Origin of the sequence: Agrobacterium sp. CFBP 3001, from assembly GCF_027871605.1 — a bacterium.
In the GTDB taxonomy this organism is placed as follows: Bacteria; Pseudomonadota; Alphaproteobacteria; order Rhizobiales; family Rhizobiaceae; genus Agrobacterium; species Agrobacterium leguminum.
In genome coordinates this window covers 133,550-151,977 of the sequence record NZ_JAQAHD010000007.1, presented here as the reverse complement: position 1 = coordinate 151,977, position 18,428 = coordinate 133,550, and the positions used below count along the sequence as shown (strand labels likewise).

The 18,428-nt window shown below is 54.2% G+C and carries 18 protein-coding genes and 1 pseudogene; 15 read left to right on the top strand and 4 right to left on the bottom strand.

The annotated features are described in order from the left end of the window. Window positions 1–105 precede the first annotated feature (105 nt). Complete coding sequence (locus PH605_RS11750; protein WP_010900341.1) at window positions 106–2,661, top strand: two-component system VirA-like sensor kinase; 2,556 nt, start codon at window positions 106–108, stop codon at window positions 2,659–2,661. A gap of 72 nt (window positions 2,662–2,733) precedes the next feature. Here the strand turns inward: PH605_RS11750 and PH605_RS11745 are convergent, their stop codons facing one another. Further along, a complete protein-coding gene (locus tag PH605_RS11745; RefSeq protein ID WP_077768110.1) occupies window positions 2,734–2,976 on the bottom strand; it encodes a hypothetical protein in 243 nt (80 codons plus the stop codon). Between the two features lie 456 nt (window positions 2,977–3,432). On the opposite strand from PH605_RS11745, the gene PH605_RS11740 reads away from it, so the two are divergent. The 12 genes from PH605_RS11740 to PH605_RS11685 all read left to right on the top strand — a co-directional run bounded on the left by PH605_RS11740 (window position 3,433) and on the right by PH605_RS11685 (window position 13,780). Beyond that, the gene (locus tag PH605_RS11740) at window positions 3,433–4,155 is read left to right on the top strand and encodes a type IV secretion system lytic transglycosylase VirB1 (protein WP_010900342.1); all 723 of its coding nucleotides are present in this window, start codon (window positions 3,433–3,435) and stop codon (window positions 4,153–4,155) included. Next, window positions 4,155–4,520 (top strand): pilin major subunit VirB2, encoded by a 366-nt coding sequence (gene virB2, locus PH605_RS11735; RefSeq protein WP_010900343.1) that lies wholly within the window; start codon window positions 4,155–4,157, stop codon window positions 4,518–4,520. The genes PH605_RS11740 and virB2 overlap by 1 nt, the downstream gene beginning before the upstream one ends. Continuing rightward, window positions 4,517–4,843 (top strand): type IV secretion system protein VirB3, encoded by a 327-nt coding sequence (locus PH605_RS11730; RefSeq protein WP_010900344.1) that lies wholly within the window; start codon window positions 4,517–4,519, stop codon window positions 4,841–4,843. Before virB2 ends, PH605_RS11730 begins: the two co-directional genes overlap by 4 nt. Beyond that, complete coding sequence (locus tag PH605_RS11725) at window positions 4,843–7,212, top strand: VirB4 family type IV secretion/conjugal transfer ATPase (RefSeq protein WP_142845031.1); 2,370 nt, start codon at window positions 4,843–4,845, stop codon at window positions 7,210–7,212. Before PH605_RS11730 ends, PH605_RS11725 begins: the two co-directional genes overlap by 1 nt. A 16-nt stretch (window positions 7,213–7,228) precedes the next feature. Then, the gene (gene virB5 / locus PH605_RS11720) at window positions 7,229–7,897 is read left to right on the top strand and encodes a pilin minor subunit VirB5 (protein ID WP_010900346.1); all 669 of its coding nucleotides are present in this window, start codon (window positions 7,229–7,231) and stop codon (window positions 7,895–7,897) included. Window positions 7,898–7,963: 66 nt separating this feature from the next. Beyond that, entirely contained in the window at window positions 7,964–8,851 is an 888-nt protein-coding gene (locus PH605_RS11715; RefSeq protein WP_010900347.1) for a type IV secretion system protein, read from the top strand. A gap of 27 nt (window positions 8,852–8,878) precedes the next feature. After that, window positions 8,879–9,046, top strand: coding sequence for a type IV secretion system lipoprotein VirB7 (locus PH605_RS11710; protein ID WP_010900348.1), 168 nt, complete (start codon window positions 8,879–8,881; stop codon window positions 9,044–9,046). Next, the gene (locus tag PH605_RS11705) at window positions 9,033–9,746 is read left to right on the top strand and encodes a type IV secretion system protein VirB8 (protein ID WP_010900349.1); all 714 of its coding nucleotides are present in this window, start codon (window positions 9,033–9,035) and stop codon (window positions 9,744–9,746) included. The genes PH605_RS11710 and PH605_RS11705 overlap by 14 nt, the downstream gene beginning before the upstream one ends. Then, on the top strand, window positions 9,743–10,621 hold the full coding sequence (gene virB9, locus PH605_RS11700; protein ID WP_010900350.1) for a P-type conjugative transfer protein VirB9: 879 nt from the start codon (window positions 9,743–9,745) through the stop codon (window positions 10,619–10,621). The genes PH605_RS11705 and virB9 overlap by 4 nt, the downstream gene beginning before the upstream one ends. Next, the gene (virB10, locus tag PH605_RS11695) at window positions 10,621–11,751 is read left to right on the top strand and encodes a type IV secretion system protein VirB10 (protein WP_010900351.1); all 1,131 of its coding nucleotides are present in this window, start codon (window positions 10,621–10,623) and stop codon (window positions 11,749–11,751) included. Before virB9 ends, virB10 begins: the two co-directional genes overlap by 1 nt. 33 nt (window positions 11,752–11,784) lie before the next feature. Beyond that, on the top strand, window positions 11,785–12,819 hold the full coding sequence (gene virB11, locus PH605_RS11690; protein ID WP_010900352.1) for a P-type DNA transfer ATPase VirB11: 1,035 nt from the start codon (window positions 11,785–11,787) through the stop codon (window positions 12,817–12,819). A 235-nt stretch (window positions 12,820–13,054) separates the two neighbouring features. After that, window positions 13,055–13,780, top strand: a complete 726-nt coding sequence (locus PH605_RS11685; RefSeq protein ID WP_142845030.1) for a response regulator — start codon at window positions 13,055–13,057, stop codon at window positions 13,778–13,780. 106 nt (window positions 13,781–13,886) lie between these two features. On the opposite strand, the pseudogene PH605_RS11680 reads toward PH605_RS11685, so the two are convergent. The 3 genes and pseudogenes from PH605_RS11680 to PH605_RS11670 all read right to left on the bottom strand — a co-directional run bounded on the left by PH605_RS11680 (window position 13,887) and on the right by PH605_RS11670 (window position 16,051). After that, window positions 13,887–14,584 (bottom strand): annotated as a pseudogene (locus tag PH605_RS11680) (IS5 family transposase). A gap of 163 nt (window positions 14,585–14,747) precedes the next feature. Further along, the gene (locus PH605_RS11675) at window positions 14,748–15,353 is read right to left on the bottom strand and encodes a conjugal transfer protein VirC2 (RefSeq protein WP_010900354.1); all 606 of its coding nucleotides are present in this window, start codon (window positions 15,351–15,353) and stop codon (window positions 14,748–14,750) included. 2 nt (window positions 15,354–15,355) lie between these two features. Continuing rightward, a complete protein-coding gene (locus tag PH605_RS11670) occupies window positions 15,356–16,051 on the bottom strand; it encodes a conjugal transfer ATPase VirC1 (protein ID WP_142845029.1) in 696 nt (231 codons plus the stop codon). 254 nt (window positions 16,052–16,305) lie between these two features. Here PH605_RS11670 and virD1 point away from each other — a divergent pair, with 254 nt between their 5' ends. Continuing rightward, window positions 16,306–16,752, top strand: a complete 447-nt coding sequence (virD1, locus tag PH605_RS11665) for a T-DNA border endonuclease subunit VirD1 (RefSeq protein ID WP_010900356.1) — start codon at window positions 16,306–16,308, stop codon at window positions 16,750–16,752. A 25-nt stretch (window positions 16,753–16,777) separates the two neighbouring features. Continuing rightward, entirely contained in the window at window positions 16,778–18,124 is a 1,347-nt protein-coding gene (locus PH605_RS11660) for a T-DNA border endonuclease VirD2 (protein ID WP_010900357.1), read from the top strand. Window positions 18,125–18,428 lie beyond the last annotated feature (304 nt).

Below are 18,428 nucleotides of genomic sequence, written 5' to 3'. Positions count from 1 at the left end.
TCACCGTGGATGCGGAGTAATGAGAAACTGGGTCAGACCACTGGGCTCCGTTGATTCCGCGAAATCTGCTTAGTTGGATTGGCTGTCAGAAGGAGAGGTGACCGCATGATTTGGGATCATTTATCACCTTCCCGAAGGGTTCTGCTTGATATCAAATCGTGGTCTGTATTGGTACTGGTAATTGCCTCGATATCTTTTGCGGTTCTGGCCATAGGATCTTGGCAAGACAACGAAAGCAACGAAGCGATCCTGACAGAGCTGCAATCGATCGACGTGGATTGCGCGATGCTGCAGCGGAATGTGTTGCGTGCTCACGCCGGCCTTCTTCGGAATTACCATCCTCTTATCGTCCCTCTGGGGCGACTGCGCACGAGCGTCGCAGATTTACAGCAGCTTTTTAGGCGGGCGGGCCTCGACGGGGCCGGTGAATTTTCTGAATTGCTGGCGCGGGTGAAGAGCTCAGTAGATGCGACCGACGCAGCCGTTGCAGCGTTCGGTACGCAAAATGTAATGTTCCAGGATTCGTTGGCGACCTTTAACCAGTCGATAGCTTCGCTTCCGAGGTCTTTGGATACGAGGGATTTGAACTCGCTAGAAGTCGCTGAGTTGGGCTATCTGATGCTCCAGTTTTCGTCTCAGCCAAATTTCGAGTTTGCACGGGAAATCAACCAACGTCTCGACCGGCTTCAGGTTTCGGCTAACGGGGATAAGGCAGGCGTCAAGGAGATCGTTCGCAGTGGGAGGATTATCCTGACTCTACTGCCGCGATTGAAAGACACCGTTGGAGTGATCCAAACTTCTGAAACCATCGACAACACGAAGAAGTTGCAGCGAGCATACCTTGAAGCTTATAGCTTGGCCAGCGCGGGTGAACAGCGGGTACGGGTCTTCCTCGGCGCAGTTTCGGTTTTCTTTTGCTTTTGCATAATTTCCCTAGTCCATAGGTTACATCTGCGAACCAAGGTGTTGACGAGACGACTGGACTTCGAAGAAGTGATCAAAAAGATTGGGCTTTGCTTCGAAGATGCTTCAGAAGCAAAACCGTCGTTGGAATCCTCAACGAATGCCGCGTTGGGAATTATCCAATTATTCTTTGAAGCTCATCAATGCGCGCTGGGACTGGTCAACATCAATGAGAATGACGTTGGCGTCACCTTTTTTGGAAGCACTCCTGCGCCAGAGTGGAACGAACAACGGGTGCGCGAAATTGTTTCCACGGTAGGGGCCGAGGACGGCGGGCGGATTTTCCGAGCCTATCCTCAACGAAAAGCGAGCTGCTTCGGTGAGGACTCTCCATTTCTGTGGGTGCTGCTTGCGTTCAAGGTATCCGATCGAATAGTCGCTGTCTTTGGCCTGGGATTTGATCGAGAGCATCTACAGACGCCGACCGCACGTGAAATGCAGCTGATGGAACTAGCGGCTGCATGTGTTAGCCACTATGCGGTCATTCGGCGCAAGCAGTCCCAGCGAGATATTCTGGAACGTCGTTTGAAACATGCGGAACGGCTTGAAGCAGTTGGTACGCTTGCCGGCGGCATTGCGCATGAATTTAACAACATTTTGGGTGCAGTTCTGGGTTACGCGGAAATGGCACACAACGTTCTGCGCCGTCGTACTCATGCTCGAGACTACATCGATCACATCATTTCTGAAGGCAATCGAGCGCGGTTGATTGTCAACCAGATCCTTGCCCTTAGTCGAAAGCGGGATCGAACAACAAAACCATTCGATCTTTCGGAGTTAGTGACCGTGATCGCGCCGTCGTTACGTGTTGCGTTGCCTCCGGGCGTCGAGCTCGATTTCAAATATCAGAGCGCTCCAATGGTTATCGAAGGAAACTCACTTGAGGTCGAGCAAATACTGATGAATTTGTGCAAAAACTCTGCTGAAGCATGCCGAGAGTTAGGGCGTGTGGAGGTCAGCGTTAGGAGGTCTGTCGTACGGAAACACAAGGTTCTTACAAACGGTACTATTCCCACCGGCGAGTATATCCTTCTTTCAGTTGAGGATAACGGCGCAGGCATAACAGAGGCGGTATTATCGCACATTTTCGAGCCTTTTTTTACTACCCGCGCCCGCAGCGGTGGCACGGGCCTGGGATTATCCACGGTTCACGGTCACGTTAGCGCGATGGCTGGTTACATCGACGTGGTATCAACTGTCGGCAGAGGTACGCGCTTCGACGTCTACTTGCCACCTTCGTCGAAGCAGCCGGTAAATTCAGAGAGTTTTTTTGACCCTGGAAGAATCCCGCTTGGGAACGGCGAGATTGTCGCGGTGGTCGAACCCGACTTAGCCACGCTGGAAATGTACGAGGAAAAGATCGCGGCGCTGGGCTATGAGCCAGTCGGCTTTAACACGTTGGATGGTTTAATCGACTGGGTGTTGGAAGGAAAAGAACCTGATCTTGTTCTAATTGATCAACCGTCTTTGCTGGATGGAGACGGTGCAGGGTCCTTAATCTCAAAGCTAGCAAAAGCGCCCATCATCATTATTGGCGAAAACCAGAAAAATGTTCCCCTTTCTGCGGATCGCGAGGGATCTGCCCGTTTTTTGGAAAAGCCGATTTCAGCAAAGACTCTCGCCTATGTCGTTCGTGCGAATATCAGAACTGAACGAATGGTCGGCTCGAATAGCAGCGGAATCGTGATTGCGTCATAAACCGATACTCCCTCTGAACAGAAGCCGGCCGCACAACGCGATTGCTTATTAATTTAATCCCCAGTCGCGGAATCAGCCGGTCAGTCCCGACATCCGCAACAACGCAACTCCGGTTGCGGCTGCAATCACCGCCAGTGATATACAGGCGAAAAACCGGTAAACCTGCTCTTTTGATGTTAAGAGGAGATGGATCGAAGCGATCATCAGAAGGAAAATCGTCGCAAGTGCGCCATACGCCCAATACTCGTTCGAATAAAGCCATGTTCCCAAAGCCAACAGACCGCAAACAAAAAAAACGAGTTCGAGCTTTTGCAACACAACACCTCAAAAAGATCTCGTTGTGATCCTAGGACATCGGTCTCGCAGGTCAATACTGCGATCGCGTTTCATGCAACGGACTTGATGTATCTGCCGCGCGGCACTAGGAGACGTGAGGAACGGCCCCCTGTCTAGGGTGCAGTCGGTGCCGATCTCCGCTTCGGGGGCGCTTTGCGAAATCTCCTGCGGCTGCACCATCCTCCGCGCCAGCCTGCGAAAATTTTCGAAAACCGCCGCTATGGTGAATTCGCTCTCATGGCCTAGGGATCACCGCTTGGGCCGCCGATTCCCTCGATTCAAGAAATCAAACGGCTTCGCTTCGATGCTTCAAATGAAACCGAGAGGTAAGATAATAAAATCAGAAAGTAACAGACACCTCCCATAGTCGCGACTGTTAGCGATCGAGTCATTTCATGCTGACCAAGATCATTGCGATACAGTGGGGAATAAACAATGCGGAAGACGGCAGGATCTTTCGGGATCATTTTTCTGATGGTCCAGCCAAGCAAAGCTGCGCCGCTCTCGTTCGCTGAATTTAACCAACTCGCTCGCGAATGCGCACCTTCAGTCGCTCCATCGACGCTTGGAGCGATTGCGAAGGTTGAAAGTCAGTTTGATCCGCTCGTGCTGCATGACAATACCACCGGCGAAACTTTACATGGCAAGAATCCGGCGGATGCTACGCAAAGCGTAAACAATCGCGTCGCAGCAGGGCATTCAGTCGATGTAGGCCTAATGCAAGTGAACTCGAAAAATTTCGCGAACTTGGGCTTGACTGCCGGCAATGCAATCAACCCTTGCGTGTCCCTGTCGGCGGCGGCGGACCTGCTCGTACGGCATTATAGTGGCGGCGACACGGTAGAGTCAGAACAACTTGCCATCCGGCGAGCAATTTCGGCTTACAATACCGGCAACCCGACACGCGGCTTCGCGAACGGCTATGTGCGGAGGGTCGAAGTGGCGGCTCAGCTACTCGTCCCCCCGCTGGCTCAGTCGGGGAAAAAAGGCGACCGTGATGAGCGGAGTCCAGAAGAACCCTGGAACGTCTGGGGTTCATACGACCGCTCCCACTCAGCAGTCGGTTCGTCCGCGCCGCCAGAGGCGCAGCAGCCGAATGAGCGCAAATCCCCCGAACAAGATCAAGTTTTCGAACCGAATGATGGAGATGCACCATAATGGCATGGCTTGAAGGATACCGCGCACCGTCGAAATTCCGTGGCCTCTGGCACAGAGCTGTGCGCCTGCTGGCTCCGCACGTGCCGAGCGTCACCGGCGCGATCGGCTGGAGCTTGTTTTTCTGCGAGCCAGCTGCCGCGCAGGCCGCTGGGGGCACTGACCCCGCCACCATGGTCAACAATATCTGCACGTTTATTCTCGGTCCGTTTGGTCAATCGCTCGCCGTTCTTGGTATCGTAGCCATCGGGGTATCGTGGATGTTCGGCCGAGCTTCCCTTGGTCTGGTAGCAGGTGTTGTTGGCGGGATCGTTATCATGTTTGGAGCCAGCTTTCTCGGCCAAACACTGACAGGGGGCGGGGGATGAATGCCGATCTTGAAGAAGCCACACTCTACTTGGCGGCAACGAGACCTGCATTGTTCTTTGGGGTACCGCTGACGCTTGCTGGAGTTTTCATGATGTTGGCGGGGTTTCTCATCGTTGTTGTGCAGAACCCCCTCTATGAAATTGTTCTCTTGCCGCTGTGGCTTGGAGCGCGGCTCATCGTAGAGCGGGACTATAACGCGGCAAGCGTGGTCTTGCTGTTTCTCCAGACGGCAGGGAGAAGCGTTGACGGCCATGCGTGGGGCGGCGCGAGCGTCAGTCCCAACCCCATCAGAGTGGCGTCGCGAGGAAGAGGAATGACGTAATGTTCGGAGCAAGCGGACGGACCGAGAGATCTGGGGAAATCTACCTGCCCTACGTAGGGCACCTCAGCGACCATGTCGTTCTTCTAGAGGACGGTTCCATCTTGACCATGGCGCATATCAGTGGCCTTCCCTTCGAACTGGAGGAAGTAGAGGTCCGAAATGCGCGCTGCCGTGCCTTTAACACGCTCTTTCGCAATATTGCCGATGATAACGTCTCAGTATATGCCCATCTCGTCCGTCACAACGATGTGCCAGTACCGCCGGTACGCCATTTTCGCAGCACCTTCGCGTCAAGCCTAAGCGAAACGTTCGAGCGGCGTGTTCTGTCTGGTAAACTGTTTCGAAACGACCACTTCCTCACGCTCATTGTCTCTCCTCGCACCGCTCTCGGTAAAGTGGGAAGCAGATTCACCAGGCGCTATGGGAAGAACCCAGGCGATCTTGCGCATCAGATCCGACATCTGGAGGATCTTTGGAACGTTGTCGCTGGCACGCTTGATGGGTATGGACTTCGTCGACTTGGCATCCGAGAAAAAAATCAGGTGCTTTTCACGGAAATTGGTGAAGCCCTTCGCCTGATAATGACTTGTCGTTTTTTACCGGTGCCGGTCGTTAGCGGCTCCCTCGGCGCCTCAGTTTATACCGACCGGGTCATCTGCGGCAAGCGTGCCCTCGAGATTAGAGCGCCGAAAGATCGTTACGTTGGATCTATCTTTTCATTCCGCGAGTACCCGGCAAAGACGCGGCCCGGAATGCTTAACACACTCCTGTCATCAAGTTTTCCGCTCGTTTTGAGCCAGAGTTTCTCTTTCCTCACACGTGCACAGGCTCACGCCAAGCTCAGCCTCAAATCGAACCAGATGACTAGCTCCGGTGACAAGGCGGTCACCCAGATCGGTGAACTCGCCCAAGCAGAAGATTCATTGGCCAGTAGCGAATTCGTCATGGGTTCGCATCATCTCAGCCTTTGTGTCTACGGCGATGATCTCGATACCCTTGCCGACTATGGTGCGCGAGCCCGCACGAGCTTGTCGGACGCGGGGGCGGTTATCGTGCAGGAAAGCATTGGAATGGAGGCTGCATACTGGTCTCAGCTTCCAGGAAACCACAGATGGCGTACCCGTCCCGGAGCGATCACTTCACGCAACTTTGCCGGCTTGGTTTCATTCGAGAACTTCCCTATCGGAAGGAAGTCGGGCCATTGGGGAGGTGCGGTTGCTCGTTTCCGTACAAACGGCGGGACGCCCTTCGATTATATTCCGCACGAAAACGACGTGGGCATGACCGCGATCTTCGGGCCGATTGGCAGGGGAAAAACGACACTTATGACCTTCATCCTGGCGATGCTTGAGCAGAGCGTGGTTGACCGCAGCGGGACGATCGTTTTTTTCGATAAGGATCGTGGCGGTGAACTGCTTGTGCGCGCCACCGGGGGCACGTACCTCACGTTACGACGAGGTGTCCCAAGCGGCCTTGCACCTTTGCGCGGCCTAGAGGATACGGCAGCGGCGCGGGACTTTCTCCGCGAGTGGATCGTGGCGCTGATTGAAAGCGACGGCAGGGGGGGAATTTCGCCGGAGGAAAATCGCCGCTTAGAGCGCGGTATCCAACGGCAACTTTCGTTTGAGCCTAACATGAGATCCCTTGCGGGCTTAAGGGAGTTCTTATTGCACGGGCCCTCCGAAGGTGCGGGAGCTAGATTGCAGCGGTGGTGCCGAGGCAACGCTCTTGGCTGGGCGTTTGACGGCGAATCGGACGAAGTGAAGTTAGATCCTTCGATTACGGGCTTCGATATGACCCATCTCCTCGAATATGAGGAGGTATGCGCGCCGGCCGCAGCATACCTTTTGCATCGAATAGGAGCGATGGTAGATGGCCGACGCTTCGTCATGAGCTGCGATGAGTTTCGTTCCTACCTGCTTAATCAGAAATTCGCAGCAGTCGTCGACAAGTTCCTGCTGACCGTCCGGAAGAACAACGGAATGTTAGTTCTTGCGACGCAGCAACCCGAGCACGTACTTGATTCACCATTGGGCGCAAGCCTCGTAGCACAATGTATGACCAAAATCTTCTACCCATCACCCACTGCAGACCGCTCTGCTTACATAGACGGGTTGAAGTGCACCGAGCGAGAATTTCAGGCTATTCGCGAGGAGATGGCGATTGGCAGCCGCAAGTTTCTGCTGAAGCGCGAGAGCGGAAGTGTTGTGTGCGAATTCGATCTGCGCGACATGCCGGAATACGTCGCCGTACTATCCGGGCGTGCCAATACGGTGCGTTTTGCCCAGCAGTTGCGCGAGACCCATGGAGAGGAACCCTCTGCCTGGCTGGAAAAATTCATGACGCGCTACCATGAGGCACAGGATTGATCTGGAGTTCGAAGTCATGAATATTACGAAGCTCGCAATAAACGCACTTTTCATATGCCTTGTTCTGTCGGGGACTGCCAAGGCGCAGTTTGTTGTCAGCGACCCTGCAACGGAGGCCGAAACGCTGACGACAGCGATCAATACTGCGGCGAACCTCGAGCAATTGATCACGATGGTGACAATGTTGACCTCGCCCTTTGGCGTCACCGGCATGTTATCAGCGATCGACCAGAAAAACCAATATCCCTCTGCCGGCCAACTCGACAAGGAAATGTTTTCGCCGCAGATGCCTGCTTCGACAACTGCGCGTGCAATTACCTTAGATGCCGATCGCGCAGTCGTGGGCGACGACGCTGAAGGAAATCTTTTGCGACAGCAGATTGCAGGCGCCGCAAATGCTGCCGGTGTCGCGGCTGACAATCTGGATGCAATGGACAAGCGCCTTGCGGCAAATTCTGAGACATCGGGCCAGCTCTCCCGCTCACGCAATATCATGCAGGCCACCGTCACCAACGGTTTGCTTCTCAAACAGATCCATGACGCAATTATTCAAAACATTCAGGCGACCAGCCTGTTGACGATGACCACCGCACAGGCGGGGCTGCACGAGGCGGAGGAGGCGGCGACCCAACGAAAGGAACATCAGGCAACTGCGCTTATATTTGGCGCCGCTCAACTGCACTGATCCGCTACTGTTCATTCAGGGCCCTCTTTCTCCGTAGAAAATCGAAGCTAAATCCAGGTAAGGGCAATGAATTTTAGCATTCCTGCGCCTTTTACGGCGATACATACGATATTCGACCTCGCCTTCACCGTCGGGCTGGACACGTTGCTTGGGGACATTCAACGGGCAGTCAGCGCTCCTCTCGTGGCCTGCGTGACGCTATGGATCATTGTCCAGGGCATCCTCGTAATGCGTGGGGAAATGGACGCACGGGGCGGAATCACCCGGGTAATCATGGTATCGGTAGTTGTTGCTCTTATCGTTGAGCAGGCGGAATATCATGATTACGTTGTCTCGGTTTTCGAGGATACGATTCCGAATTTCATTCAACAGTTCGGTATCAGTGGGCTTCCTTTGCAGACGATTCCTGCTCAGCTCGACACGATGTTTTCACTCACGCAAGTAGCCTTTCAGAAGATTGCTTCTGAAATTGGGCCGATGAACGACCAAGACATCCTCGCCTTTCAAGGCGCACAATGGATTTTCTATGGAACGCTTTGGACTGCGTTTGGAATCTACGATGCCGTCGGAATCCTCACCAAGGTGCTATTGGCGATCGGTCCATTGATGCTCGTTGGCTATCTCTTCGATCGCACTAGAGACATGGCCGCGAAATGGATCGGCCAGCTCGTCACTTATGGCATACTTCTGCTTCTTCTAAACATAGTGGCAACTATCGTGGTTCTGACGGAAGCGACGGCACTCGTGCTAATGCTCGGGGTTATCACTTCTGCTGGCACAACGGCGGCCAAGATAATAGGCCTCTATGAACTCGACATGTTCTTTCTGACCGGCGACGCCTTGATCGTCGCTCTTCCGGCAATCGCCGGGAATATTGGAGGGAGCTATTGGAGCGGTGCGACGCAAACGGCCGGTAGCTTAAATCGCCATTTCGCCCGGACAATCCGCCGTTAGTCCCAGCTTCACAAATGGAGGATTTCCTTGAAGTACTTTCTATTGTTTTTGATCATCGGCTTGGCGTCTTGTCAGACAAGCGATCAGTTGGCGACTTGTAAGGGGCCTATTTTTCCGCTGAACGTCGGGCGATGGCAGCCTGCTCAGTCGGACCTTCAGCCTACCAACGCAGGAGAGGCTAATGAACGGCTCTGAATACGCGCTGTTAGTAGAGCGGGAAGCATTGGCGGACCACTATAAGGAAGTAGAAGCATTTCAGTCTGCACGTGCTAGATCAGCTCGGCGAATCTCTAGAGCCTTGGCTGCTTTGGCTGTCATTGCAGTCGCAGGAAACGTGGCGCAGGCCTTCGCTATCGCCGTCATGCTTCCGCTGAACAAACTTGTTCCAGTATATCTGTGGGTGCGCCCAGACGGTACAGTTGACAGTGAGGTATCTATTTCGCGGTTGCCGGCGACGCAGGAGCAAGCGGTCGTGAATGCGTCTCTATGGGAGTATGTTCGTCTGCGGGAGAGCTACTCGGCGGATACAGCCCAATACGCCTATGATCTGGTCTCGAGCTTCAGTGCCCCAACGGTGCGTCAAGATTATCAGCAGTTCTTCAATTACCCCAGTCCTAGCTCCCCCCAAACCATCATTGGTAAGCGCGGAAAGCTGGAAGCCGAGCACATCGGCTCAAACGAACTTATGCCTGGCGTCCAGCAGATCCGCTACAAACGCACTCTCATCATGGAAGGGCAAGCTCCAATAGTAACCACCTGGACCGCAACGGTACATTATGAAACGGTAACTAACTTGCCCGGCCGATTGAGGCTGACAAATCCAGGCGGCTTAATCGTTACCTCCTATCAAACTTCGGAAGATACCGTTTCGAACACGACGCGGAGCCAGCAATGATCAAGAATTTGTTTCTGGGCCTGGTTTGTATCCTCTTTGTAACCAGCGGCGCGAACGCGGAAGACACGCCAGCGGCAGGCAAACTGGATCCACGTATGCGCTATCTCGCCTACAATCCCGATGAGGTTGTGCACCTTTCAACCGCTGTTGGAGCCACATTGGTCGTAACATTTGGGCCCAATGAAGCGGTGACAGCCGTCGCCGTTTCCAACAGCAAAGATCTCGCTGCGCTCCCACGCGGCAATTATCTGTTTTTCAAGGCCAGCAAAGTGCTGCAGCCGCAGCCTGTGATCGTCCTTACCGCAAGCGACGCAGGAATGCGGCGCTATGTTTTCAGCCTCGCGACCAGAACGATGTCTCGGCTCGATAAAGAGCAGCCTGACCTCTACTACAGCGTACAGTTCACTTATCCTGCCGACGTTGCCGCTGCTCGCCGAAAAGAAGCGGAGCAGAGAGATCTTGCGGATCGGATGCGGGCGCAAGCACAATATCAGCGTCGAGCCGAGGACTTGCTCGAGCGTCCGCCAGCAGGTGGCAGCACAGATGCGAAAAATTGGAGCTATGTCGCGCAAGGAGACCGCTCGCTATTACCGCTCGAGGTTTTCGACAACGGGTATTCCACGACATTTCGCTTTCCCGGAAACGTGCGTGTACCTTCAATCTACGTGATTAACCCAGATGGCAAGGAAGCCACGGCCAACTATTCAGTTAAGGGAGATTACGTTGAAGTAGCATCAGTTTCCAGGGAATGGCGTCTGCGGGACGGCCATACAGTACTTTGCATCTGGAATAAGGCATATGACGCCGTCGGACGGAAGCCGGGCACTGGCACAGTCAGACCCGATGTAGTGCGCGTGCTGAAGGAGACGAGGTGATGGAGGACGTGAATGCCCAATCCAGAGAAGGTATCGACGCGCCCGGATCCCTCGTCACCGATCCTCATGGCCGGCGCCTCTCGGGGTCGCAAAAGCTCCTTGTTGCGGGTTTAGTCCTGGTACTGTCGTTGAGCCTCATTTGGCTCGGGGCGCGTTCAAAGAAAAGGACCGAGCCGTCTCCACCAAACACAATGATCGATGCCAACACGAAGCCCTTTCGGCCGGCCCCGATTGATATTCCCGCCAAACCTGCAATGACACCGCCAGCTGCGGAAGCAACGGTTTTGCCGTCGGATCAACATCAGCGAGAACACAACGAACTGAGGCCCGAAGAAACACCGATCTTTGCCTACAGCGGAGGTGATCAGAATGGTGTCAAATCCGCCCCACACGCTGATATTCAGAACGGTGGCCAAGACAATATAAACGCCAACTCCCTAGCCGCGTCGGAGGATTCTGCTGAGAACGATCTCTCTGTGCGCTTGAAACCGACAGTGTTGCAGCCTAGCCTCGCTATACTTTTGCCGCACCCAGATTTCACTGTTACGCAAGGAACGATCATTCCCTGCATACTGCAAACCGCCATTGATACAAATCTGGCAGGGTATGTGAAATGTGTACTTCCTCAAGACATACGCGGAGCAACCGGAAATGTTGTGCTTCTGGATCGCGGAACGACAGTTGTCGGCGAAATCCAGCGTGGACTGCAGCAGGGAGACGCCCGCGTTTTCGTTCTCTGGAATCGCGCGGAGACGCCCTCACACGCCGTCGTCTCTCTTTCCTCCCCGGGGGCCGACGAACTCGGCCGTTCCGGACTGCCGGGTACGGTCGACAATCATTTCTGGAAACGCTTTAGCGGGGCCATGCTCCTGAGTGTCGTCCAGGGCGCAGTCCAGGCGGCAAGTAGCTACGCAGGGAATTCGACCGGCGGGACCAGCTTCAATAGTTTCCAAAACAATGGCGAACAAGCGGCCGATACGGCCCTAAGGGCGGCCATAAACATTCCCCCAACCTTGAAAAAAAATCAGGGTGACACGGTCTCGATCTTCGTCGCGCGGGATTTGGATTTCTCAGGAATCTACCAGCTTCATATGACTGGTGGATCGGTGAAACGTCGGCATCTGCGCTAATGCACAGATAGCCAAAGCTGCGAGATGCATCCAATGGAAGTAAATCCGCAATTGCGCGCCCTTCTTAACCCAGTCTTGCAATGGCTCGATGACCCGAGGACTGAAGAAGTTGCCATAAACGGACCGGGAGAAGCCTTTGTACGCCAAAGTGGCGTCTTCACGAGGTTCGCCGCACCGTTCTCTTATGATGATCTCGAAGACATCGCCATTCTAGCAGGGGCATTGCGAAAACAAGATGTCGGCCCCCGCAACCCTCTTTGCGCTACCGAGCTCCCAGGTGGCGAGCGGATGCAAATCTGCTTGCCGCCAACGGTACCCTCTGGCACCGTGAGCTTGACAATTCGACGACCGAGCAATCGTGTCTCTGAATTGGGGGAAGTCTCGGCTCGCTACGATGTTCGTCGATGGAATCAGTGGCAAATCCGGACGCAGCGACGAGATCAACTAGACGAAGCGATTCTGCGCGACTACGACAATGGCGATCTGGAATCATTTTTACGTGCATGTGTTATCGGTAAGCGGACGATGTTGCTTTGTGGGCCGACCGGAAGCGGCAAGACCACGATGAGCAAGACCTTGATCAGTGCTATTCCGCGGGAAGAAAGGCTGATAACCATTGAAGATACGCTCGAACTCGTCATTCCACATGAGAACCACGTCAGACTGCTCTACTCCAAGAGTGGGGCAGGGCTAGGTGCAGTGACTGCGGAACAGCTGCTCCAGGCAAGCCTTCGGATGCGGCCTGACCGAATATTGCTCGGTGAGATGCGCGACGACGCGGCGTGGGCGTACCTGAGTGAGGTGGTCTCAGGCCACCCCGGATCGATTTCAACCATACATGGGGCGAATCCCGTCCAAGGCTTCAAAAAGCTGTTCTCACTTGTGAAGAGCAGTGTGCAGGGGGCAAGCTTGGAAGATCGCACACTGATTGACATGTTGGCAACGGCAATCGATGTCATTGTTCCCTTCCGTGCTTACGGCGATGTTTACGAAGTGGGCGAAGTATGGCTCGCCGCCGATGCCCGCCGACGCGGTGAGACGATAGGGGATCTTCTAAACCAGCAATAGAGCCGCACGGAGGTCTGCTCGCGCAGATTTTAAAGCGTTACAAGTGTAGCGCGCTGCAGCAACTCCTGTCATCAATCTGAAACCTTCCGTTAGCATTTTTGTCATGCACGGCTTGGCCGAAATTTTGCCGAACTACCCTCATAGTGAGAGAAAATGATCAGGTTGAGGCTGAGACGTACATCCTCTGCTTGCACGAATCTATCGATTCTGCAGAATCCCATACGGAGGCGAACTGGTGAAACATGTTCTTGTCATCGATGACGATGCCGCGATGCGCCATCTTATTACCGAGTATTTAACGATTCATGCCTTAAGGGTCACCGCGGTATCAGATAGCCAGCAATTCAACCGGGTACTTGCATCAGAGACGGTCGATGTCGTCGTCGTGGATCTCAATTTAGGGCGTGAAGACGGACTTGAGATCGTTCGCAGTCTCGCCACAAAATCCGATGTTCCAATTATAATCATCAGCGGTGATCGCCTTGATGAGGCGGATAAAGTGGTGGCGCTCGAGCTGGGAGCAACGGATTTTATCGCGAAACCTTTCGGAACGCGCGAGTTCCTAGCACGCATCCGTGTCGCATTACGCGTGCGACCGAATGTCATGCGAACCAAAGACCGGCGTTCATTTTGTTTCGCCGGCTGGACACTTAGTCTCAGACAGCGGCGATTGGTATCCGCACAAAATGGCGAGGTGAAGCTTACGGCAGGGGAATTCAATCTGCTCGTCGCTTTCCTGGAAAAGCCACGCGACGTGCTTTCCCGAGAACAGCTCCTCATCGCGAGCCGAGTGCGTGAGGAGGAAGTATATGACAGAAGCATTGATGTTCTCATTTTGAGGCTCCGCCGAAAGCTTGAGCAGGATGCAGCGAGCCCAAACTTGATCAAAACTGCCAGGGGTGCCGGCTATTTCTTCGACGCTGATGTGGATGTTTCCTATGGAGGTCTGATGGCGGCCTGAAGCAGCGACGCATATGCCTTTTTCGATCTGATCCTAGGACGCGGACTCGTTAATTGAAGCGATCCAGATTCTCGTCGCGGCAAGTTTGAGCCCGGCAAGGTAGTTGTCAGCACGTCTGTCGTATCGTGTTGCCAGACCACGCATCTGTTTGATGGTTGAAGAAACGCTCGATCAGATTGCGCTGGCGATAGACCCAACGGCTGAAACTGAAGGTCTGTTTTCGGTTGGCCTTGGCGGGGATGTTTGCCCAGCATTTGCGTTGCTTGGCGAAGTTACGGATCGCGTCGGTGTCATAGGCCTTGTCGGCAAGCAGTGTCGTTCCGGGCCGAATGTCACTCAGCAGCTTTTCGGCCATAGGAGCATCGGCGGCCTGACCGGCGGTCAATGCCAGTCGAACCGGCAAACCATCAGCATCGACGAGCGCGTGGATCTTTGTCGTCAGGCCGCCACGCGAACGTCCCATGCAAGGATCGGCAGATCCCCCTTTTTTTCGTTTGCACCATGCTGGTGAACGCGGACGCAGGAAGAATCGATCATGACGATCTCTCCGGCATAATGCCTTGAAACAGCGCCGGGAAGGCGATCCCAGACGCCTGCCTTGCGCCAGCGCGAGAAGCGATTGTAGAGCGTCGTGCGCGGACCATAGCGCTCCGGTACATCACGCCAGGATGAACCTGTCCGGAAACGCCATAGGATACCATTGATCACCCGGCGGTCATCCACGCGCTCAACTCCACGGCTGTTGGTCGGCAGCAAAGGGGCGATAACCGCCCATTCCTCGTCGGTCAGTTCGTGACGGCGCATAACAATCTCCTTTCCAGGAAATTGAATCACACAACGTCATCAACATGAACCCCGTTATGGGGACACAGCCTAGAGTGAGCTGGCTGTGTTGTAGCTGGGTAGGGGCTGCCTCATTGCCTGCTGTCGAATACAATACCGCCGTCAAGTGACCGGCCTCATCATATTAGCGTTCTTTTCTTATCTTCTCTTCGGCAAAGAAAGATGCAAGTGCGGCCGTAGCCAGTTTGTGGCCAAAAGCCCTGGCGGTCTCCAATCTCAATGGATCAAAGTGATTGCGTGCGACTTCTAACAGCGATACCGGGAACATGCGAGAAGTCAGGACAACGATAGGTTTTTCGACTACTTTTGAGATCGGGTAGCTTTGAGGCCCCGTGCTAAATGATCCGTCCGCCAACATGTTCTCAAAATCGGCGAGCGCACGGCGCAAGATCATCTGCAGCGCCTTGGTAGCGCTGTACTGCAGAATCAAGTTGTCATATATCTTCGATACCTCAGGAGCGGGGGGGCGTGCCGAAAGAAAGACCTGGACTTTTTCCGGCGGCGCAGTCGAACTCAAGGCGTCCGCCGTTAGCATTGATTGCCGATCGAAGTTGTCACGACGTTTGGCGGCGATAGGAGGCGCTGGTCGTTTTTCCTTTCCGGCTCTTTCAGGTAATTGCGAAGGCGCCAAGTTTTGCGAGGAAAGAGCTGGGATTGGGTGAACGATCGGTCGCGCGGCAGCAAGCCGTCTTGCTTCACCGACAGACAAAGCAGGTTTGCGGATCCCCATCTTCAATTCCCCAAGGTATCGCCAATCAATTCTGAAATTGTTACGAGTTCCTCCATCGCAATTCTGAGGTTCCGCTCAAGGAGGCGCATCGTCGGATCATTTGTCGTGTTCAGCAATGTGAGATGCAACATGCCACGCTCTTTCATTGCAGCGAACGCGTCTCGTTCATGCATTGGAGATTGTACGACAGGCAGATTCACCAGCATGTCTGACATCGCGCGTTGTGACGTGGTTAATCGGCCAACCGGGACTCGCTGGCGTAACACGGCGGTCGGAATCACTAAGTTCTCGCTCAGCAGCAGCTCGACAACATAACGATATGTCGAAAGTGCCTCATCGATATCCAGCGGCGTTAACATTGTCGGGATCAGAAGCAGGTTTGAGCTAGCGATGATTGTGTTATTGAGCTCGCTCGAACCACCATGCGTATCGGCCAACGCATAATCAAATTCCTGAAGCTCGGCGTCCTCATAAGCCGCTTCAAGAAGCGACATTTCTTCTGCAGCGTACACCTCGCAGGATGTATCCCAGGTGTTGCTACGCATCGCGTTTTCTTTCCATCGCGTTAACGGCCGGTTCTCGTCCGCATCGAAGAGAGCCACTCTTTTGCCGTCTCTTGCAAACGCAGCGCAAAGGCCCATGAGCGCCGTGGTTTTGCCGGCGCCTCCTTTAAATGAGCAAAATGTCAGAAGTCTCATGAGTTTATCCTGGCGACGTTGTGAACGAAAGTGCGTCTGTATCATTGTTTGTATGTGTGACTGTCTGTATAGCGAAATTATCAGGAGTATATTTCATTTGCATTGAAGGATAGTTGCAAATGTAACTATATAGATCCGAATATGAACAGTATATTCTTGAATTTATTCTGTTGGCGGCTAGGCTCCCTCAGTCTCAACTGGAGAATTCCACTCCGGAACAAATCCAGATCATTCCGTTTTCTATGGAGCAAGCCATGTCGCAAAGCGAAAAATCCACTTCAAGTGACATTGTCGACCGGCGTGAAGGCCCGAAGATTGAAGGTTTCAAGGTCGTTAGCACTCGTTTGCGATCGGCGGAATATGAGAGCTTCTCTCGCCAAGCCCGTCTGCTAGGGCTCTCCGACAGCATGGCCATAAGAGTTGCGGTTCGCCGCATTGCCGGCTTTCTCGAAATCGATGCAGAGACTCGTCAGATGATGGAAGCCATTCTTCATTCAATAGGAGCACTCTCAAACAACATCGCCGCGCTGCTGTGCGCCTATGCTGAAAATCCGACAACGGATTTGGGCGCTCTGCAAGCTGAACGAAACGCTTTCGGTAAATCGTTCGCTGACCTCGACGGTTTGCTCCGTTCCATTTTGTCCGTATCACGGCGACGGATCGACGGTTGCTCCATGCTGGCGGACGCCTTGCAGCATTAACGTAGCACTTGGGGGAATCTGTTGGATGCCCGATCGGTCTCAAGTCATCATCCGCATTGTGCCGGGAGGTGGGACGAAGACCCTCCAACAGATTATCAATCAGTTTGAGTATCTATCCCGGAAGGGCAAGTTGGAGCTGCAGCGCTCGGCCCGGCATCTCGATATTTTCGTACCACCGGATGAAATCCGCGAGCTCGCCCGAAGCTGGCTTCAAGAAACCGGGACTTATCACGAAAGTCAGCCAGACGAGGAAAGGCAACAGGATTTGACCACCCACATTATTGTAAGCTTCCCTGCCGGTACAAGTCAGGTAGCAGCTTATGCAGCGAGCCGGGAGTGGGCAGCCGAGATGTTTGGGTCAGGCGCAGGGGGAGGCCGATACAACTATCTTACAGCCTTTCACATCGATCGCGATCACCCACATCTGCATGTGGTCGTCAACCGTCGCGAACTTTTGGGGCACGGCTGGCTGAAAATATCCCGGCGCCACCCCCAACTGAATTACGACGCCTTGCGCATTAAAATGTCCGAGATTTCACTTCGCCATGGCGTCGTCCTCGAGGCGACCAGGCGAGCTGAGCGCGGCATCACCGAGCGGCCGATGACTTTTGCCCAGTATCGACGCCTTGAGCGACAACAGGCCAATCAAATTCGTTTCGAGGATCCTGAGTTCGAAGAATTCTCGCCTGGGGGAAACGACCGAGAACCGGATCAATCTTTCAATTCTTCGCACGGTGAGCCGCCTCAAAACGTGTCAGTAAGTTCGGAACGAAACGAGTGTCTGCAACCGGTGTCTGAAGCGCGTTCCCGGGCACCAATCGGATCGAACGGCAACGGCGTGACGCCGGATCGTGTACCATCAGAAAACGATTCCCGTTCTCAATCCGGTAGCGGTGAAGCCTTTATGGACGATGACAATTTGAGGAACGGCCCTCTCACCATCGCCGGAGACGGCCAGGATCTTGAAGGCCGTTCCGGCATTCATCGTTTGGCAACCGAACCCGTCACGCACACAACAAGCGAAGATGACGTTCGGCAACGGCCCCATCGAAAGCGGCCTCGCGGTGATGAGGAAGAGCAGAGCGGCGCAAAACTGACCAGGGTAAACGGAGTTCGGACGGGAGTGACAATCAGCGACGTACCGGTTGCCCAGGACGATCCGATTACATCGCCGATCCAGCCCCCTGGACCAAATCCGTTGCATGACCCGGGACAGACCAGCATCGCTACGGACGCATTGCCTCCGACAGCCGATCGCCCGCAGCAGGGAGAGCCAAATTCTAAGCGTGCTCGTGATGATGACGCCGAGCCGAGCATTCGCAAGCGGTCAAGGGACGGGCGCAGCCAAGGGGATGAGGGAAACAGAAGGTAGAAAAGGATCGATTATGGCAGACGAAGAAACCCGTCGAGACTTCAGCCGCTCCGCTTCGGCGAACTCGAATAACGAAGTGGCCAGAAGCGTCCCAATCCCGGCCACACCGCTATCGACCGCTATCCGACACAACCGAAGAGAACCCTCGATAAGGACTGGTTTCTTACGACCGTTAGTTCCTGGTGGGACCCGCGACCTTGCAGATACTTCCACCGGAAATCAACGGCCTGCAACCCATGCCCAGAATACCGCAGAGATGCTCCCGGCGAGATCAGCCGAAGCTCCGGCAGGCCAATCAGCGGTC